Genomic DNA, 18,661 nt, shown 5'->3' with positions numbered 1-18,661 from the left:
CCCGCTACTGGCTTACCGTATAATCCGCGCCGAGCCACTGCGTGCTCAGCTTCGCCAAGGTGCCGTCCTGCTTGATCGCGCGCAGCGTTTCGTCCACCTTCGTCTTCAGACCGGTCTCATCCTTGCGCAAAATGAAGTACACCTTCGAGTTGGAAATCGCCGGTCCGACCGTTTTTTGCTGCGCGTCGACATCGCGGTTGCGCTGATCGACCGCGAACTGCGTGCCGATCGTGGCGTCGACGCGGCCCGACTTCAGCTGGGCGATTGCGTCGTTCGTGCCCCCGCTGCCGGTATACACGATTTCAATCGCGTTGTTATGCGTTTTGTTGTAATCCTGCAGCAGCACCGAGGCATTGCTTGTCGCTCCGACGATCACCTTTTTTCCCTTCAAATCGTCGATCGATTGAATGTCGTTTCTGTCCTTGTGCACAACCACCTTGTTCGGAAAAATGTTATACGCCTCGTCGTTGAACAAAAACTTCGCCTTTCGCTCCTCGTTGACTTCCATTTGATGTGCGATCAAATCGATTTTGCTCGTCTCCAGGCTCAGCAGCAAATTGGCAAAATCCATCGTCTTGAACTCGAACTCGTATTCGGGCAGACGTTTGTCGATTTCGCGGATCAGTTCGACGTCGTAGCCGGTCAAATTGCCTTTGTCGTCGATGAAGCAGATGTTTTTAAACTGCGTGCCGGTGCCGACGATCACCTTCTTCGGTTTTGTCGGGTTGGAGTTGGCCTGGGCCGAAGCCGCTCCCGCGGCTCCGGCGTCCGTTGCGGTCTGTTTGGCCCCGCTGCCGCATCCCGCCGCAAGCAGCAGCACCGAAGCGAGAATAAACGTTGCTTTTAACCTTTTCATCCATATCTACTCCTCTTGATCTTTATAGCGGAAAATGGCACGCCGTCCAGCGCCCGGGCCCGACTTCGCGAAGCGAAGGCTCCTGCTCCCTGCAGCGGGCCGTCGCCGCCGGGCAGCGCGGATGAAACCGGCAGCCGGCGGGAGGGTTGGCCGGGGACGGAATTTCGCCGGGCAGCTCAATCCGCGGGCGCTCGCGGAACGGGTCCGGCACCGGCACCGAGGAGAGCAGCAGCTTCGTGTACGGATGTGCGGGACTGCGGAACACCTCGTCGCCGGGACCGATTTCAACCAGCCGGCCGAGGTACATGACACCGATGCGCGTCGACAGATGGCGCACCACCTGCAGGCCGTGTGCGATAAACATCATCGTCAAGCCGAGCCGCCTGTGCAGCTCCTGCAGCAGGTTGACGATTTGCGCTTGCACCGACACATCAAGCGCCGACACCGCTTCGTCGGCCAAAATGAACTTCGGGCGCAGCGCGAGCGCCCTGGCGATGCCGATCCGCTGCCGCTGGCCGCCGGAAAATTCGTGCGGATACCGGTCATACCAACCGGGATTCAAGCCTACCGTCTCCAGCAGCTCCTCCACCCGTCGACGCTTCTCCTTTCCGGTTGCCAGCCCGTGCACCTCCAGCGGCTCGGCGATAATATCGCCGATTTTCCAGCGCGGGCTGAGCGACCCGTACGGGTCCTGGAAAATGATCTGCATGTCTTTCCTGGCTTCGCGCAGCTGCGTTCGGTTCAGACGGGTCAAGTCGTTGCCCTCGAAGACGACCTGACCGGACGTCGGCCGCTCCATCTGCAGCAGCAGCCGCCCGAGCGTCGATTTGCCGCTGCCCGACTCGCCGACGAGCCCGAACACTTCCCCGCGCCGGATCGTCAGCGACACATCGTCTACGGCGCGAACCCAACCTTGCGGGCGGTGAAGCCAGCTTTTGCCGAGCGGGTAATATTTATGCAGCTGCCGGGCCTCGAACAAAACGTCCGGCCCTCCGGGCGACACTTCGGCTTGCTCGGGGTCGTAGACGGCGGCGGAGGTGCCGATCTGCGCGGTTCGGTCGCTCCCGGCAGCAGACGAGATGTTCTGCTCAGCCGCGCCGTTCCCCGCGGCAGACGCGGGACTCTGCTCAGCCGCGCCGTTCCCCGCAGCAGATGCGATGCTCTGCGCGGCCAAGCCACTTCCGGCTACAGACCCGATGCTCTGCGCGGCGGGGTCATTCACAACGGCAGATGCGTCGCTATGCGCAGCCGGGTCATTCCCGGCAGCAGACGCAACGCTCTGCGCGGCCAAGCCACTTCCGGCTGCAGACCCGATGCTCTGCTCAGCCACGCCGCTCCTGGCTGCAGACGCGACGCTCTGCACGATCGCGCCTTTTCCGGCGGCAGATGCGCTGCCATGCACGGCCAGGCCGCTTCCGCCGGCTTTTGCCGCCGTTGCGGCAAGCTCGCCGGCATGCCAGCATGCCGCCAGACGCCCGTCCGCCTCCAGCAGCGGCGGGGCGTCCCGCTCGCACCGCTCCGTCCGGTACGGACAGCGCGGGTGGAACCGGCAGCCTGACGGAAGCTCGCTTAAGCCGGGAATGGAGCCGGCGATCGAATAAAGCTTGCCGTCCGCGTCCGGCGAGCCCTCCAGCGTCGCGATCGATCGGAGCAGCCCCTGCGTATACGGGTGGTACGGCTGCGCGAACAGCTGCCGGGCCGTCGCCTGCTCGACGACCGTTCCGGCGTACATGACGACGATGCGGTCGGCCATTTGTGCGGCGATGCCCATATCGTGCGTGATGAGCAAAATCGCCATCCGGTACTCCGCCTGCAGATCCTTCAGCAGCTGCAGGATCTGCGCCTGGACCGTCACGTCGAGCGCCGTCGTCGGCTCGTCGGCGATGAGCAGCTCCGGCTCGCATGCAAGCGCCATGGCGATCATCGCGCGCTGCAGCATGCCGCCGGACAGCTCGCCCGGATACTGCTTCATGCGCAGCTCCGGCTCCGGAATGCCGACCCGCCGCAGCAGCTCCGCTGCGGCCCGCCATGCCTCCCGCTTCGTCACCCGCTTATGCTGCAGCATCGTTTCGGCGATTTGGCTGCCGACCGTAAACACCGGATCGAATGCGGCCATCGGCTCCTGAAACACCATCGCCATCCGCTTGCCGCGAAGCGGGCGAACCCGCTCCTCAGGCAGCACAGCGATATCGACGCCGTTTAGGCGGATGCCGCCTCCCGAAATGACGCCGTTCTCGTGTTCGATAAGGCGCATGACCGCCTTGGAGGCCACGGTTTTCCCGCTTCCCGATTCGCCGACCAGGCAAACGGTCTCACCGGCACCGATGGACAACGTCAAATCCGCAATCGCGTTCAACCAGCCCCGGCTCGTGGCAAAATCCACGTGCAATTGTTCGATCTCGAGAAGCGGCTTCACTGTGGAATCCTCCTTTTTGGATATAAAGTTTGCAGCATATAAAATGTGAAGAAGTACCCGCTGCACGCCCAATGCTGTCAGGTTCATGCGTTTGCTTGGAAATGAGGGCCAACCTCGCGAGGGACATAAGCTTAGAGGAACATACGTTCGCTATGCACCGGTGAATGATCGCATCCGAAAAAATAAAGGAACTGAGATGCTTTAATTCGGTCAGAAACGGCGTCTCGGGCGGCAAAACATGCAAATAGGTAACCGTAGTTCCTTTATTTTTTGCCAACCACCCGAAATGGCCATTTTAGCGCATCGTAGTTCCTTTATGAACCCGGGGGGCAAGCAAGGCAAGCTTTTGGGGACTTAAACTGACAACATTGGCTGCGCGCCCCGGACCGCGGCCCCGATTTCTCCCGCCTCGCAAGCCTCGCAAGCGAAAGCAACCTTCTTGTCGGCCTGCGGCGAAGAAGTTTTCGTGTCCGGACGGCCCGATCATAAGAGCGACAGTTGCACTCTCCGGTACGGCCGAAGTTCGTTTTGTTTTTCGCGCACTTTACCGACGGCTTTTTTTCGGATCGAGCGCATCCCTCAGCCGGTCGCCGAGCAAGTTGACGGACAGCACCAGCAGTGTGATCGCAACGCCGGGAAACGTCGCCATCCACCAAGCTGCGGTCAAATACCCGCGCCCCTGGGAAAGCAGCGTGCCCCAATCGGGAATTTCCCGGAATACGCCGAGCCCCAGAAAGCTTAATCCGGAGCCGATCAAAATCGAAGTGCCGACCCCGATCGTCCCCATCACGAGCAGCGGGGACAGCGCATTCGGCAGCAGATGCCTGATGCAGATATGCCAATGCGACGCTCCGACGGACCGCGAAGCGGCGATAAACGGCCTTCCTTTCAGGCTGATGAACTGACTGCGAATCACCCGTGCGTAGCCCGGAATCGCCGAGATGCTGACGGCCAGCACCACGTTGAAGAAACTCGGGCCCAAGGCAGCCGCAATCGCCAGCGCCATCAGAAGTCCCGGTATCGTCATCAGCACGTCGATCAGCCTCATGAACACGGCATCCAGCCAGCCGCCGACATAGCCGGCAATCGCCCCGATCAGCCCGCCAGCCGCTCCGCCGATCAGCACGGAAGCTACGCCGATCAAAAGCGAATCGCGGCTGCCGTAGACGATCAGGGTGTATATGTCACGGCCGTAATAATCCGTGCCGAAGTAATGTGCCGCTCCGGGAGGCTGCAAAATCGCATCCGCCCGCATTTCCGTCGGGGAGTACCCCGACATGGCTTTCGGAAACAGCGCGCACAGGACGACAAACAGCAGAATGAGCCCCGCCGCCGCACACAGCGCATTCGACATGGAACCCTTCGGCATCGCTTTCGGCAGTTGCAGGCGAGCTTTTTTTCCCGGCAAGGCCAACCGGGCGGTTGCTGCGTTTTTCACAGGCCGGCTTCCTCCTTTACCTCGTTTTATCGATCGTACGTCTCACTCTCGGGTCGATCGCCGAATAAGAAACGTCAATAATAAGATTAACCATCACGTACATGATCGCCGTAAACAAAATGATGCCCTGCACAACCGGCAAATCTTTGGCCGTTATCGCATCCGCCAGCAGACGGCCGATCCCTTGCCGGGAAAACACCGTTTCGGTCACGACCGCCCCGGCGAGCAGCTCGCCGACCTGCACTCCGAGCATCGTCACGGCCGGAATGAGCGCATTGCGCAAAGCGTGCCGGTACATGACAAGGCGTTCGGACAGCCCCTTCGAGCGGAGGGTAACGATAAACTGCTCGCGCAAAATGTCCAGCATGCTGCTGCGCACCATGCGGACGATATATCCCGCCGTTACAAGCCCCAGCGCCAGGGCGGGAAGCACCAGCGTTTTCCAGCCGTTAGAGCCCATCGCCGGAAACCAGCGCAGCTGCACGGAGAAGATCAAGATCAGCACGATCCCCGTCCAAAACGTCGGCATCGAGATGCCCAGCAGGCTCACCACTCGGGCTGCAAGATCGATCGCCCGATTGTGATGCACCGCCGACAGCACGCCGAGCGGTACGCCGACGGCCAACGAAACGACCGAGCTGGCCGCCGTCAAGGCGGCGGTCGCCGGAAATTGCGCCCATATTTTCGGCAGCACCGCGTCGCCGGAGATGATCGACCTCCCGAAGTCTCCGTGAATCAGCTTCCAAAAATATTGGGCGAACTGTACGCCGACCGGCTGGTCCAGACCGAGCTGGCGCCGCAAATTGAGCGCCGCTTCCGGAGTCGCGGATACGCCTTCCAGCATGGCCAGCACCGGATCGCCCGGCAGCAGATACAGGATAAAAAACACAAGCAGCAGCGAGCCGAACACGACCAGGACGGAGCTGATCAGACGTTGGATGATGGCTGATGCCATATCGGAATGCGCCCCTTCCCGGTTATTTTTGAACCGATGCGTCGTAGAAAAGCGGGTATCCGAGCGTATCGAATTTCAGCCCTTTGACGTTTTTGGAAGCGGCCACCGTGTAAGGGAAAATATACACCGGAATGCCGATCGCATTTTCCACGACATAACTTTGAAGCTGTTTGTAAATCTCGCTGCGTTTCGCCGGATCCTGCTCCCTCAAACCCTGCTCCAGCCAGCCGTCGAGCTTCGGATCGGACAGATGCGTATGGTTGTGCCCCCATTTGCCCGGCTTCGGTATCGCGTTCGTATGGAAAAAGCTGCGCAAAATGTCCGGGTCGCCCGATACGTTGCTGACGCCGTAAATATCGTTGGTACCTTTATCCATCACAATCGTCTGCGCATTTGAGCCTGTCGTCACGTCGATATTGACGGCGATGCCGACCGCCTTCAGCTGCTGCTGGATCATCGCGGCGATATCGTTGCGCTTCTCGCGGTTCGGCGTGCTCGTCACGTAGTAGAGAGCGAGCGGCTTGCCGTCCTTCACCCGGATGCCGTCCGCTCCTTTCGTCCAGCCCAGCTCGTCAAGCAGCGCATTCGCTTTGGCGAGATCCGGCTTATACGAATTTTCCAAAGCCGGATTGTAGCCGAGCACGGACGGCGTCAGCGGAGACCAGGCGCGCTTGTAGGTGCCGAGGTACAGCGTCTTCACGATCGTATCGACATCAATCGCCAGCTGCACCGCCCTTCTCGCTTTCAGCTCGTTCCACGGCGCATGGTCCTGGTTCAGCATCAGCGTAAACGGGATTCCCGTCGATTCCGCTTCAAGCAGCGCCAGATTCGGATCGTTTTTCAGCGAAACGATATTTTGCGGCGGCACCGTTTCGGCGGCCAGCACTTGCCCGCTCTGGACGCTGCCGATCCGCGTCGCCTCCTCGGGAATGATTTTGAACGTCAGCTTGTCGACATACGCCGGTCCGGCGTGGCTCGCGAGCGGAGGACCCCACTGGTAGTCGGGATTGCGCTCCAGCGCGATCGAGGCGTTTTCCGTCCAATTCACGAATTTGAACGGTCCCGTGCCGACCGGGTTCTTGTCGACCTGCTCGCCGTATTTTTGCACCGCCGCCGGCGATACGATGCCCAGGAACGCCTGGCTCAAGCTGCTTAGAAACGCGCTGTAAGGCGATTTCAGATTCACCTGGACCGTGTAGTCGTCGATCACCTCGGAAGATTCGTAAGGACCGATCAGCGTTACGGCAAAACGGGACTTCGTATTCGGATCGACGATCCGGTCGAAATTAAATTTCACCGCTGCGGCGTTAAACGGGGTTCCGTCGTGGAACTTGACGTCCTTGCGCAGCTTGAACGTGTAGCTTTTGCCGTCCGGCGACACCGTCCACTCCGTGGCCAGCCACGGCTTGAACGATTTGTCCGGCATTTGCGCGACGAGGCTGTCGTACAGCGAGCGCATGACCCGGTAATCGGCCGCTCCGGGATACACGTTCGGGTCGAGCCCGCTCGGCGAAGAAGCGACGGCAAAAGTCAGCTCGCCTCCCCCCTTCGGCTGCCCCTCGCCTCCCGCGGAAGCCGCTCCTGCCGGTTGACCCGCTTGCTCCGGCGAGCAGCCGGCCAGCGCCAGCATCAGCACAAGCAGCACGGCGACCGGTTTCATTCGTTTTCCTGTCATTTGTTCGATACACCTCCTGCATCGTTTGCCCTGCACCCAGACTTCGGTCCGCTCCTGTCAAGTGAAGCGACCTCACAGCCTGCCGCTCGCAAACCTATTTTCCGACGGCGTCCGCCAGCGAATGATCGTTCTCCCGCGCAGCCGTATACCGGTTAGGCGGAATCGGCAGCCCAAGGTTGCCGCGCAGCGTGTCGTGCTCGTATTCGGTGCGGAATAACCCGCGCTTCTGCAGGATCGGCACGACATGGTCGACGAAATCGTTCAACCCGTCCGGAAGCACCGCGCTGCCGATCATAAAGCCGTCGGCCGCCCCTTCCTCGAACCAGCGCTGAACCGTATCCGCGACCTGCTCCGGCGTCCCGGTGAAGCCGCCGCGCGGGGAAGTTACCCGGTAGGCCAACTGGCGCAGCGTCAGCCTCTCTTCGCGGGCCATTTTTTTGATGCGGTCGGTTGTGCTCTGGAATCCTTGGCTGCCCAAATCGCCCAAGTCCGGCAGCGGTTCGTCCAGCGGGAACTGCGAAAAATCGAAATGGTCGAAATACCGCCCCAGGTAGTTCAAAGCGACGTCGATGCTGACGAGCCCGGCGATTTCCTCGTACTTGCGCTTCGCCTCCTCCTCGGTGCTGCCGATGATCGGCGAAATGCCCGGAAAGATCAATATATGTTCCGGCGATCTGCCGAACGCCGCCGCTCTTCGTTTCACATCGCGGTAGAACGCCTGCGCCTCCTCGATCGTCTCGTGTCCGGTAAATACGGCATCCGCTTCTTTAGCCGCAAGGTTTTTCCCGTCCTCGGAAGACCCCGCCTGAAAAACGAGAGGCTGGCCCTGCTTCGATCTGGCGATATTGAGCGGACCCTGCACCGAGAAAAATTCGCCCTTATGGTTCAGCCGGTGCATCTTCGACGGGTCGATAAATTGTCCCGTTTCCTTGTTGCGGATAAACGCGTCGTCCTCCCACGAATCCCACAGCCCTTTCACCACCTGCAGGTACTCCTGCGCGATCCGGTAGCGCAGCTCGTGGGACGGATGCTCCTTCCTGCCGTAGTTCAGCGCGGAGCCCTCCAGAGGCGAAGTCACCGCGTTCCATCCGGCTCTGCCGCCGCTGATCATGTCCAGCGAGGAGAACTGCCGGGCGACGGTAAACGGCTCGCTGTACGACGTGGACAGCGTCCCGACCAGCCCGATATGCTTCGTGACCCCCGCCAGCGCCGACAAAATGGTAATCGGCTCGAACCGGTTAAGGAAGTTCGGGTGCGATATTTCGGTTATATAGAGCCCGTCGGCGACAAAAGCCAGATCCAGCTTGCCCTCTTCCGCTTTTTGCACAAGCTGCTTGTAAAACCCGAAGTTGACGCTGGCGTCCGCCACCGCGTTCGGATGCCTCCATGCCGCCATGTTCGATCCGGCTCCGTGGAGCATCGCTCCGATTTTTAACGTTTTTTTGAAAGCTGACATCATCATCCCTCCAATTTTTTAGTGAAAAACAAATCCTCCGCGATTCACGCCCATTGTTCGCCTAGCACCTCATGAAGCTGTTCAATAGCACGCAGCCGCTGTTCGAAAAGCGGCAGGGACACCGTAACGACGAATTCGTCCAGCCCGTACGTCTCCCGAAGCTCGGACAGCTTCCGGCGGACCGTATCCCGGCCGCCGTGCACGATGACGGCTTGCTTTTCTTCGAGCGTATACGGCTCGCCTGCCTGCCGTCCGAACTCTTCGGCCTGCTCCACGCTGCGGACGGTCACCGTTCTGCCGCTCGCCAGGCGAATCTTGATCACCTTCGACTGGGCGGCTGCGAGACGTTCAGCCTCCTCGTCGGTGTCCGTCAAGATGACCGTCAGCGCGAGCATCGTCTCCGGCCGGGATACCGTTCCCGGCCGAAACTGCGTCCGGTAGATTCGCAGCGCATCGGCGATCACCTGCGGGTCGCCGGTCAGCGACTGCGAGAATACGTAGGGGACGCCGAGCCGGGCGGCAAGCTCCGCGCTGCCGGTGCTGGCCCCAAGCAAATAAAGGTCCGGCGCCACCGGAGGAAGCGGCGTCGCTTTCACTCCTTGCGGCTCGCCTCCCGCCGGCAGCCGGCTCTGCCGCAAATACTGCTGCAGCTCCTCCAGCTTGTCGTCGAGCGTCTTCCCGCCGGCAGAGGCCTGATCCTGCAGCGCCCTCGTCGAACGGGGAAGGCCGCCCGGCGCCCGGCCGATCCCCAAATCGACGCGCCCCGGCTCCAGCGAAGCAAGCACGTGGAAATTTTCCGCCACCTTATAGGGGCTGTAGTGCTGCAGCATCACCCCGCCCGAGCCGATGCGGATGCGGCTGGTTTTTGCCAGCAAATAGGCGATCAGCACCTCCGGCGACGATCCCGCAAGCCGGTCGGAGTCATGGTGCTCCGATACCCAAAACCGGGTAAAGCCAAGCTGCTCCGCTCTTTGCGCCAGCTGCACCGTATGCCGCAGCGCATCCGCAGCGTCCTCTCCTTCGCCGATCGGGCTTTGATCCAATATGCTCAGCCTGATGGCCATTTGCCCGCCTCCTTTTTCAAAAACTTAATTTCCTATCGGTTAAATCGGTTTTAATTCCTGGTAAAAGCGTAACATCGGCCCAAGACACCGTCAATCAGGCGCCCAATAGACTCTTTCTATTTTCGAATAGAACAATTCTATCGAACGCCGGAAAAGGCTTTGGTTCCATGCAGAAAATCGGCCTCTTTGAGCACATCGCGAAACAGCTTGTAGGCCGAAGCCCCTTCGCCCTTCAGCGCAATCAGGTTCGTGCGGAGGGACAGGCTGGCAAGCGCCGGAACGTCGATCGGGACTAGCCTCCCGTCCGCGGTCTCCTCCCGGACGCAAAGCTCGGGCAGAAACGCGATGCCTGCGCCTTGCAGCACCAGCTTTTTCGCCGTCTCCAGGTTGTCGATATGGTATTCGATCGCCGGCGGTTTATCGAGCGTTTCGAACAGCCGATGTATTTTCATCCAATCGAGCGATCCGCATTCGAAAAAAACAAGCGGTTCGTTCACGATTTCCTCGATCGCTATTTGCCCGGTGCGGGCGAAAGGATGCCCTTGCCGGACGAACAGCCGGATCGGATCCTCGTAAAATTTCGCGGAATCGATATGCGGATGCGTGATGTTGCGAACCAAACCCACGTCGATTTCCTTATTCAGCAAGCGCTCAAGAAGAATCTCGGAAGGAGCCGTGATCAGCTTGATTTGAATCTCCGGCTGCCTTCGTTTGAACGCCGGCAGCAGTTCGGGAATGATGTAGTTCGCCACCGATATCGTGCAGCCGATCCGGAGCATGCTGAGGGAACTGTTTTTCGGCTGAAGCTGCTGCTTCCCGAGCTTATAAACCTGCAAAATTTGCTGAGCGTACGGCAAAAACTGCTTGCCTTTCTCCGTCAACGCGAACTGCTTGCCCTCGCGCTCGAACAGCTTGGCATTAAGCTCCCTCTCCAGCGATTGGATGCGTGCCGATATGGACGGCTGAGACAAAAAAAGCGCATCCGCCGCCTTGTTGAAGCTGTTGAAATGAATAACATAAACAAAAGCCTCGATCGCTTCGATATTCATCCCTGTTCCCCCCTGTTCGGTCCGCCAAGAAAAAAGGAGACACATCATCCCCAGGGTAAGGGGACAACGTATCTCCAGTCGAACCGGTCGATATATTAATTATTCCGATTGGATTACCATGTATTAAATATAGGCGATGATTTCCCATCCGTCAACTGGTATCTGACCGGTCTTTGATTCATACAATTACGAAAGGAAAGGGTGTGATCGCGATTCGATACGAAAACAAGGTAGCCGTGCTGATGTATCACGACATCAGCGACAACGAGTCTCTTTACGCCATCTCCCCGGCCAAATTCGGCGCACACCTGGCCCTGCTCGGAGCAAGCGGCTACCGGTTCATCTCCGCCGAAGCGCTGTACGGCTTTGTGATGCAAAACAAACCCGTTCCGGACAACGCAGTCCTGATCACCTTCGACGACGGTTATGCGTCCTTTTACCGGCATGCGTACCCTATCCTGCAGTCGTACGGCGCTGTAGCCGCCTGCTTTTTAATCGTCGGGTATGTGAATCCGCAGCGAAAAGCCGGCTACCTGTCGTGGGACGAAGTCCGCGAAATGAAAAGCCGCGGGTTCGGCTTTTATTCCCACAGCTACTGCTCCCATGAACCGCGCATCGGCTATCAGGGCAAGCCGGTTAATCCCTTAACGAACCGCTTGTTCCTGCCGCAGCAGCGCCGCCTCGAAACAGAAGCGGAGTATGTCCGCAGGGTCAAATCCGATCTTCTCGCGGCGGAAGAAACGCTTCGTTCGGAGCTCGGAAACGAGCTGTCGATGCTGTGCTTTCCGCACGGAATCTACAACCGCCGGCTTATCGAGATCGGCGACGAGCTCGGGATCTCTCTTTATTTTACCGGAGAGGAAGGTTTGAACCCGCCGCACTCCCGGCTGATCCGCCGCATCAACGCAGGGTCGGTTCAGATAACCCCGCAGCGGCTGTTAACTATCCTTCAAACGTTATCTTCCCTTTAATCGCCCGGCCAAAAACATCGCATATTGGATCGGGCGGCGAATCGATTTGCGGTATGCGGCCAATTCCCCGGACTTGATGAACGCCTCGTGACTCGGCTTCGGATTCGCCTCGATGAACCATACATTCCCTTTCGTATCGATTCCGATATCGAGCCCAAACTCGATCATGGAGCCGAATTTCCCTTCGATCACTTCCATCAGGCGAAGCGCGAGCTCGTCGCATTCCCGGCTGATTTGCTCCGCTTTTTCCGCTCCGAACCGCTCCTTCATAAAGCTGTCGAAGCGCAAGGCTTTGCCGTCGCCGTAGATGAGATTGGTCGTCGGGCTGTTTTTCGCTCCGACTCTGAGCGCTTTTCCCGTAACGACCCAAGCCCCCTTGCCATTCTTCTGCACGATCAGCCGCGTATCGATCATTCGCCCCGGAAGCAGCTCCAAATCGAGTCCCTGCTGGACCATGAAATTGCCGGAACGGATCTGCTCCGCGCGGACCCACCGCCGAATGCGCCGCAGCACGGACGCCTCCGACTTCAGCGTCTCCATGATCTTTTTGCCGGATCTTTTCCGGCCTTGAAGGACGTATCCGCCCACCGCTTTTTTGATTTTGGCGATACTGTGCCCGCCGGTGCCGTTTCCCGGTTTCACATAAACGATGGGGTATTTCTCCAGCATCTCGCTCAGCCGGGAAGAGGAATAAACGCCGGTCTCCGGTATCCATTTTTTGACCTGCTCCGACTCGGAGAACAAGAGCATCGCCTTCCACTTGTACGTAAACTTGTTATTCGCATACGGGAATAAGTCTTTGCGGCGGCGCATATCCCGATACGGCTTGCGCAGCATTCTGCAAAAATCAATCACGATATCCGGCCACGAGCTGATTCGTTTAGTCCATTTTCCCCGTTCATCCGGAACGTATCCGCGGATTTTCCTCGACTTTTCAAGCAGGTCGACGTGTGAAAACGCATAAACGTCGGCCCCCAGCTTTTTTCCTTCCCTGATCAGGTCGCGCAAAAATTTGGCGTTTTCGAAAAAGGCGCCTTTCCGATATGCAAGAATTCCGATCACCGGTTTCAACATCGTTCCCTCCGCATTCCCTTTTGCGATAAATTACGCGGGTTCACCGGTTTTGGGAACCGATAATTTCGCAAAATGCGGAATTCTTCATGGGACTAAGCGGATCGGCATAACATTTCAATAAAAGGCGATGGAGTCTAGATGCTAATGGATTTCGTCGGATTGTTCAAAATATGGTTTACTTTCTCTGCACTCATCATCATCAAAACAACGAAACCGATCGCAATAAAAGGGAGCAGAGCTATGCTCGTCTGTGCGGCGAGCAATCCGAAAAGCGGCGGTAAAAATGTCGTTCCCGAATATGCGACTGCCATCTGATACCCCATTATTTTGGCGGAATTTTCTTGTCCGAAGCGTGTTGGCGTTTCATGAAGAAGACCGGGGTAGATAGGGGCAAGCCCGAGGCCAATAAGAATAAGCCCAACCAGGAAAAGTTGAGGCAGCGGTAACAACAGCATCAGCCCGCCTGCAAGGGCAATGATTTGACCGCACCGGATTAACACACGATTGTGGACTTTCAAAGTAATAAAACCGGTAATCAGCCTTCCCACAGTTATTCCACCGTAGTATAAAGAAATCCATCCGGCAGCCGTCTCGGCCGTCATATTTCTTGCACCCACCAAATAGCTGGCTCCCCATAGTCCCACCGTGGATTCAACTCCGCAATAGAACAAAAAAGCGATAAGCGTATGTTTAACGCCTTTGATCCGGAGCACGTTAGTTTTGGAACTGCCCGCAGGTTCAGATTCGACTTGGTTTTGGGGAATCTTATCGTTCAGCTGCTCACCCCCCCTGATCGCAGCAACACGTTTCCATAAGGGGAGCGTGACAAACAATATAATCGATAATCGCGAGCGCAAACTGGATCATGGATACCGCACTATAGCCATCTCTCCATGAGTTATGTTCGGCAATAAAAAAAGACATAATAATGGGTCCCATAGTTGCCCCGACACCCCAAAAACAGTGCAGCCAGCTCATGTGACGGGCCTCAAAATTTTCAGCTACATAATGATTGAGCGCCGCATCGATGGCCCCTCCGCCCAGACCAAGAGGAACAGCCAAAAGGACAAACCACATTATCGAGGGGGCCATAGAGAATCCAAGCAGCGCTCCTGCGGTAAGGCAGCAGCTGATCAGAGTAATTTTTCCCGTCCCCATTCGCTGAACCAAACTCCCGCTTGCCAGACTGGATACGATCGTTCCTCCGGCCGCAATCATGGACAAGATCCCCGCGAAGCCAAATGAAGCCCCGAGCTCGGGCCGCATTATGGGCCATGCCGATCCAAGCAGGGAATCCGGAATCCCCAGGCTAATAAATGCCAGATAGATAATAACTAAAAACATGGTCGCCATCGTGCCACTCCCTTTGGAGAGATATTTTTATTTTCATATAATCCAATATTATCCATATTCTGTAATCATCAGATTAAGCGCTAAATGCTGCAAGCCGTTCAAATAATCCTGTCTCCAGCTGCTCATTATAAGCGTCGGCAAATGTTCTTGCGGGAAATAGGCCGAGCTTCTATCCGAGATCCTGGCCAAAAGCGCTTCGTCTACCTCATCATCGCAAAAAATGACGGCCCTGGGGTTGAGAATCGCGGCGAATGTGGAGATTAAACGGGCGACGGCATCAATCTGTTTATCTTTGGCCAATGCAATCCGGCCGCTGCTTTCATCCGTCTGCACCGCCTGCAGGAAAGATTGATTATCGTACTGAGGTACAAAAGAAATCTCGCCCGAGAAAAACGTGCTGCCTCGAACGACCTCTCCATTGATCATAATTCCGGAACCCGGCCCGTTCTTACCGAAATATAGATAAACCAACGAATCGTTCTCAATCTGAAAGTTCGACGCATATCCAAGCACCGATGCATTCATATCATTTTCGACCACAACCGGAATTTGGAAGCGTGATTCCAATTCCCCTTTCAAATCATAATCAAGGAATTGCCGATATTGCGGGATAAAGATGATATTCCCATTGTTAACGGCACCTGGCACTCCGATAGCGATGGAACGAAGATTTGGATAATTCTCGATCAGCGTTTCAATAAGGTCCGCCAGCAGCTGCGCATCTTGTTGTAGAACGCTTGGCTTTGTCCCCTTCTCCTTGACCTCCCCCATACAGTTGAATATCAAATAATTCGTCTCGTTTTTCTCGATAAAAATCGCCAGTCCCAACATGTACTCCGGATTGTAGGTATAGCGCTTTGCCCTCCTGCCTCCGCTGGAATCATCATCGCCGGTATAGCGGATTTCTCCGTCCTTCTCCATCTGGGCCATAAACTTGCTGATCGTCGGAAAGCTGATCCCCAATCGCTGGCTGAGCTCCGCTTTCGTGGCGCTTCCCATCATGATGAGTCCCGCGCGGATGCGGCAAATGAGCGGCTCTCTTATCTCCTTCGGTGTTTTAAACACGTTCGTCATATAAATCAAAGCCTTTCATCATAAAAGTGCTGCGACTTATTAAATCAATTTAATAAGTCGAGATCATCTTAGCAAAAGTTGCGTGCAAGGGCAATAGCCGTTTTGGCTCACTTCTCATGGATTTATATATCTAAAAAATATATTTATTTTTTATATCGTTATGATATAATAAAACACGATCAAACAAATAAGGAGGAAATTTTCTATGTTCAAAAGTGGCCATGTATCTGTTATGGTGGCGGATTTTAAAAAGGCGGTGCAGTTTTACGTCGAAACTCTTGGTTTGAAGCTGCAGCACGAAACGGACGGGCATTTTGCGCAGGTCGAAGCACCGGGATTGACGATCGGACTCCTGCATCTTACCGGAGAACAAGGTATGCAACCGGGAACATCCGGCAGCATGTCCATTGGATTTGAGGTAGAGGAATTGGAATCAGCCGTCGAGACGTTGAAATCCCGGGGTGTTGAATTCCATGATTATGTACAAGGCCAAGCGGCCAGACTCGTACACTTCAGTGATCCTGACGGCAATACCCTTTACTTGATTTGTAATCGTTAAGTAAAGGAGGGGAAATGTGAAATGAAAAGAAGCGTCTTCCTATGACACCGAAAACCAACGTCAACATGGTTGTCATCGGACTGCTGGCAGCGATGTTCATCGGCGCGATGGACGTGACCGTCGTCGCCACCGCCACCCCGCATATGATTGCGGATTTGCAGGGCGAGAACCTGTTTAGCTGGGTGTTTGCCATTTATACATTGACCGGTTGCGTGGCGACGCCCGTTTTCGGCAAGCTGGCCGATTTGTTCGGGCGCAAAGGCGTGTTGGCCGTCGGCATCGGCTTGTTTATTCTCGGCTCCGTTCTGTGCGGGGCCTCACAGTCGATGGCGGAACTCGTTGGGTTTCGGGCGTTGCAAGGATTGGGGGCCGGGGCGCTGACGCCCGTATGTTATACGATTATCGGGGATTTATTCCCGGGTGAAAAACGAGGGAAAATGGTGGGCCTCTTCACTTCTGTTTGGTCCGTGGCCGGTCTGCTCGGCCCGCTTGTCGGCGGCTATTTTGTCGATCAAGTATCGTGGCGCTGGATTTTTTACATCAACGTGCCGATAGGCGCCGTCGCCCTGCTGCTCGTCGTCGTGTTTTTGCACCAACCGGCCGGCCGCCGTGCGAAAAAAATCGATTACCTCGGCGTGCTCACCTTTACCATCTCCATCTCTGCGCTCCTGTATTCGCTGCAGAGCGGCGGGGTCAACCATCCGTGGGGTTCCCCGCTGATTGTGGGGCTGTTCGCAGTAGCAATCGTGTTTTTGCTGTTGTTCCTTCTGATCGAAAAACGGGCGGAAGAGCCGATGATGCCTTTGTCGATTTTCCGCATCCGCGTGTTAAACGTGACGAATATCAGCGGTTTTCTGGCGTACAGCATCACGACGGGCTTAACGATTTATTCGCCCATCTGGATCCAGTCCGTGCTTGGCCATTCCGCAACAAGCTCGGGCCTGATCGTCATGCCGATGTCGCTGGCCTGGCCGCTTGCTGCCAACATGGCCGGCAGGCTCATGTACCGGATTGGAGTGAAAGCGTCGATCGTGTTCGGTTCCGGTCTGATAGTCGCCGGCTCCGTTTGGCTTGCGGCGCTTCAGATGAACTCCCCTTACGTTTACTGGATCGGAATTCTCGTCGTAATCGGGTTCGGAATGGGCTTTGTATCAACGCCCTCCACCGTTGTCGTGCAATCCGTCGTCGGCTGGGAAAAACGCGGCGTCGTCAACGCTTCCAGCATGCTGCTGCGCTCAATGGGCCAAACGATAGGCATCGCGGTGTTTGGCACGATTTACAACCAGCATGTGACAACGACCGGTTCCAAATCGGAGCTGGCTGCCGGAATGCATGCCGTTTTTCTGCTCATGTTTGCCATTGCGATTGCGAACCTGCTCGTCGTGCAGCTCCTGCCGAAACATCGCGAGGTGATGGTGCAGCAGCGGTCGGTATGACAAGTGGCGCGGATTGGAAGAAACCGGCAGAAACGGATGCGGTCGCATTTGAGCTGCGCCGGGGCGTACGGGAAGTGCGAGTTGGAGTTACGGAACCAGGAAAAAGCCGCGGCGATCGCGGCTTTTTCTTTTTTCCGGCACCTTGCGTTAAACTGTCGTTTACTTATTATATCTTTGCGATATAATAAAAGGCAGTTATAACCAGTAAGGGGGCCATCCGTTTGAACGAACTGTTTATTCTGGGCGAATTGATGAATAGCCCGATGCATGGCTATTTGCTGCATCAGATTTTGAACGCGATTATTGGGCCGACGCGGAAAATCAGCTGGGGGGTGCTTTATCCGCTCATTCACGGCCTGCTTGCGGACGGCTTGATCGACCAGGTTCCCGACGAACAACCGGAGGGCGACCGGCAGGGAAGAGGAAAAAAGAAAAAGATGTATACCATCACGGAAGATGGCAGGAGACGATTTTTTCGTTTGATGGAAGAACCGATTCCATACTCGCCGGATTACGAACAGCATTTTTATACGAAGCTGAAAAATTTTGATCTGATCGGCAAGGAATTGCAATATTTAATTTTACACCAGTACAAGGATTACCTCCGTTATGAAATCCGCTACGAGGAAGAACGGTTGGAGTATGCAAGTAAAGATGAGCGGATTCCCACGGGAGAACAGCAGTATATTCTGATTTTTTTCCGTCATCGGTTGGAAAAGCTCCGTTTTGACGAAAAGTGGGTTTTACAGTTGATTGATAGTCATCGGATGAATGGAGAAGGGTTTAAAAGCGATTGACACGTACCGTTGAATCATCCTCTGTTTACGAGGAGGCTCCGCCTCCTCGGGCCCGGTTTGCTGCCTGAGAGCGCGTTTTTGCGCTCTCAGCCTTCGGCGAGGCGGGGTACGGCGGCGGAGAGACGGTTTTTCCGGCTCTCCGATTGCAGCTCCGCCTCCGCGGGCCCGATGTGCTGCCTGAGAGCGCGTTTTTGCGCTCTCAGGCTCCGGCGGGTCGGGGCACAGCGGCGGTGAGACGGTTTTTCCGGTTCTCCGCTCGCAGCTCCGCCCTCGCGGGCCCGATATGCTGCCTGAGAGCGCGTTTTTGCGCTCTCAGGCTTCGGCGAGGCGAGGTACGGCGGCGGAGAGACGGTTTTTCCGGCTCTCCGCTCGCATCTCCGCCCTCGCGGGCCCGGTTTGCTGCCTGAGAGCGCGTTTTTGCGCTCTCAGGCTTCGGCGGGGCGGGGTACGGCGGCGGAGAGTCGGTTTTTCCGGCTCTCCGCTTCCGG

General features: G+C 56.7%; 14 protein-coding genes and 1 pseudogene. 4 read left to right on the top strand and 11 right to left on the bottom strand.

From position 1 onward, the window contains the following. Positions 1-4 precede the first annotated feature (4 nt). The 8 genes from MYS68_RS00790 to MYS68_RS00755 all read right to left on the bottom strand — a co-directional run bounded on the left by MYS68_RS00790 (position 5) and on the right by MYS68_RS00755 (position 10,909). Positions 5-856, bottom strand: a complete 852-nt coding sequence (locus MYS68_RS00790) for a transporter substrate-binding domain-containing protein (RefSeq protein WP_248923991.1) — start codon at positions 854-856, stop codon at positions 5-7. Positions 857-878: 22 nt separating this feature from the next. Continuing rightward, entirely contained in the window at positions 879-3,359 is a 2,481-nt protein-coding gene (locus MYS68_RS00785; RefSeq protein ID WP_275983404.1) for a dipeptide ABC transporter ATP-binding protein, read from the bottom strand. Between the two features lie 457 nt (positions 3,360-3,816). Next, the gene (locus tag MYS68_RS00780) at positions 3,817-4,710 is read right to left on the bottom strand and encodes an ABC transporter permease (protein ID WP_420852076.1); all 894 of its coding nucleotides are present in this window, start codon (positions 4,708-4,710) and stop codon (positions 3,817-3,819) included. 16 nt (positions 4,711-4,726) lie between these two features. Then, positions 4,727-5,665 carry an ABC transporter permease gene (locus MYS68_RS00775; RefSeq protein WP_248923989.1) on the bottom strand — a complete coding sequence of 313 codons (939 nt, stop codon included), beginning with the start codon at positions 5,663-5,665 and terminating at the stop codon, positions 4,727-4,729. Between the two features lie 22 nt (positions 5,666-5,687). Further along, positions 5,688-7,340 carry an ABC transporter substrate-binding protein gene (locus tag MYS68_RS00770; RefSeq protein ID WP_248923988.1) on the bottom strand — a complete coding sequence of 551 codons (1,653 nt, stop codon included), beginning with the start codon at positions 7,338-7,340 and terminating at the stop codon, positions 5,688-5,690. Between the two features lie 94 nt (positions 7,341-7,434). Further along, entirely contained in the window at positions 7,435-8,796 is a 1,362-nt protein-coding gene (locus tag MYS68_RS00765; protein WP_248923987.1) for an LLM class flavin-dependent oxidoreductase, read from the bottom strand. A gap of 44 nt (positions 8,797-8,840) precedes the next feature. After that, positions 8,841-9,860 carry an LLM class flavin-dependent oxidoreductase gene (locus MYS68_RS00760; protein ID WP_248923986.1) on the bottom strand — a complete coding sequence of 340 codons (1,020 nt, stop codon included), beginning with the start codon at positions 9,858-9,860 and terminating at the stop codon, positions 8,841-8,843. Positions 9,861-9,997: 137 nt separating this feature from the next. After that, on the bottom strand, positions 9,998-10,909 hold the full coding sequence (locus MYS68_RS00755; RefSeq protein ID WP_248923985.1) for a LysR family transcriptional regulator: 912 nt from the start codon (positions 10,907-10,909) through the stop codon (positions 9,998-10,000). A 203-nt stretch (positions 10,910-11,112) separates the two neighbouring features. Here MYS68_RS00755 and MYS68_RS00750 point away from each other — a divergent pair, with 203 nt between their 5' ends. Then, positions 11,113-11,880: a polysaccharide deacetylase family protein gene (locus tag MYS68_RS00750; RefSeq protein WP_248923984.1), complete on the top strand. Its 768-nt coding sequence runs from the start codon at positions 11,113-11,115 to the stop codon at positions 11,878-11,880. Here the strand turns inward: MYS68_RS00750 and MYS68_RS00745 are convergent. From MYS68_RS00745 to MYS68_RS00735, 3 genes and pseudogenes are all read right to left on the bottom strand, one after another. After that, a complete protein-coding gene (locus MYS68_RS00745; RefSeq protein WP_248923983.1) occupies positions 11,866-12,954 on the bottom strand; it encodes a YheC/YheD family endospore coat-associated protein in 1,089 nt (362 codons plus the stop codon). The genes MYS68_RS00750 and MYS68_RS00745 overlap by 15 nt on opposite strands. A 134-nt stretch (positions 12,955-13,088) precedes the next feature. After that, positions 13,089-14,307 (bottom strand): annotated as a pseudogene (locus MYS68_RS00740) (MFS transporter). Positions 14,308-14,355: 48 nt separating this feature from the next. Then, complete coding sequence (locus tag MYS68_RS00735) at positions 14,356-15,381, bottom strand: ROK family transcriptional regulator (RefSeq protein ID WP_248923982.1); 1,026 nt, start codon at positions 15,379-15,381, stop codon at positions 14,356-14,358. Between the two features lie 205 nt (positions 15,382-15,586). Between MYS68_RS00735 and MYS68_RS00730 the strand changes: the two genes are divergently transcribed. From MYS68_RS00730 to MYS68_RS00720, 3 genes are all read left to right on the top strand, one after another. Further along, positions 15,587-15,940, top strand: a complete 354-nt coding sequence (locus MYS68_RS00730; RefSeq protein ID WP_248923981.1) for a VOC family protein — start codon at positions 15,587-15,589, stop codon at positions 15,938-15,940. A 41-nt stretch (positions 15,941-15,981) separates the two neighbouring features. Next, a complete protein-coding gene (locus MYS68_RS00725; protein WP_248923980.1) occupies positions 15,982-17,376 on the top strand; it encodes an MDR family MFS transporter in 1,395 nt (464 codons plus the stop codon). Between the two features lie 221 nt (positions 17,377-17,597). Further along, positions 17,598-18,173: a PadR family transcriptional regulator gene (locus MYS68_RS00720; RefSeq protein ID WP_248923979.1), complete on the top strand. Its 576-nt coding sequence runs from the start codon at positions 17,598-17,600 to the stop codon at positions 18,171-18,173. The last annotated feature ends 488 nt before the right edge of the window (positions 18,174-18,661 follow it).

This window comes from Paenibacillus hamazuiensis, assembly GCF_023276405.1.
GTDB classification, from domain to species: Bacteria; Bacillota; Bacilli; order Paenibacillales; family NBRC-103111; genus Paenibacillus_AF; species Paenibacillus_AF hamazuiensis.
This window is presented reverse-complemented; position numbering and strand designations above follow the sequence as displayed.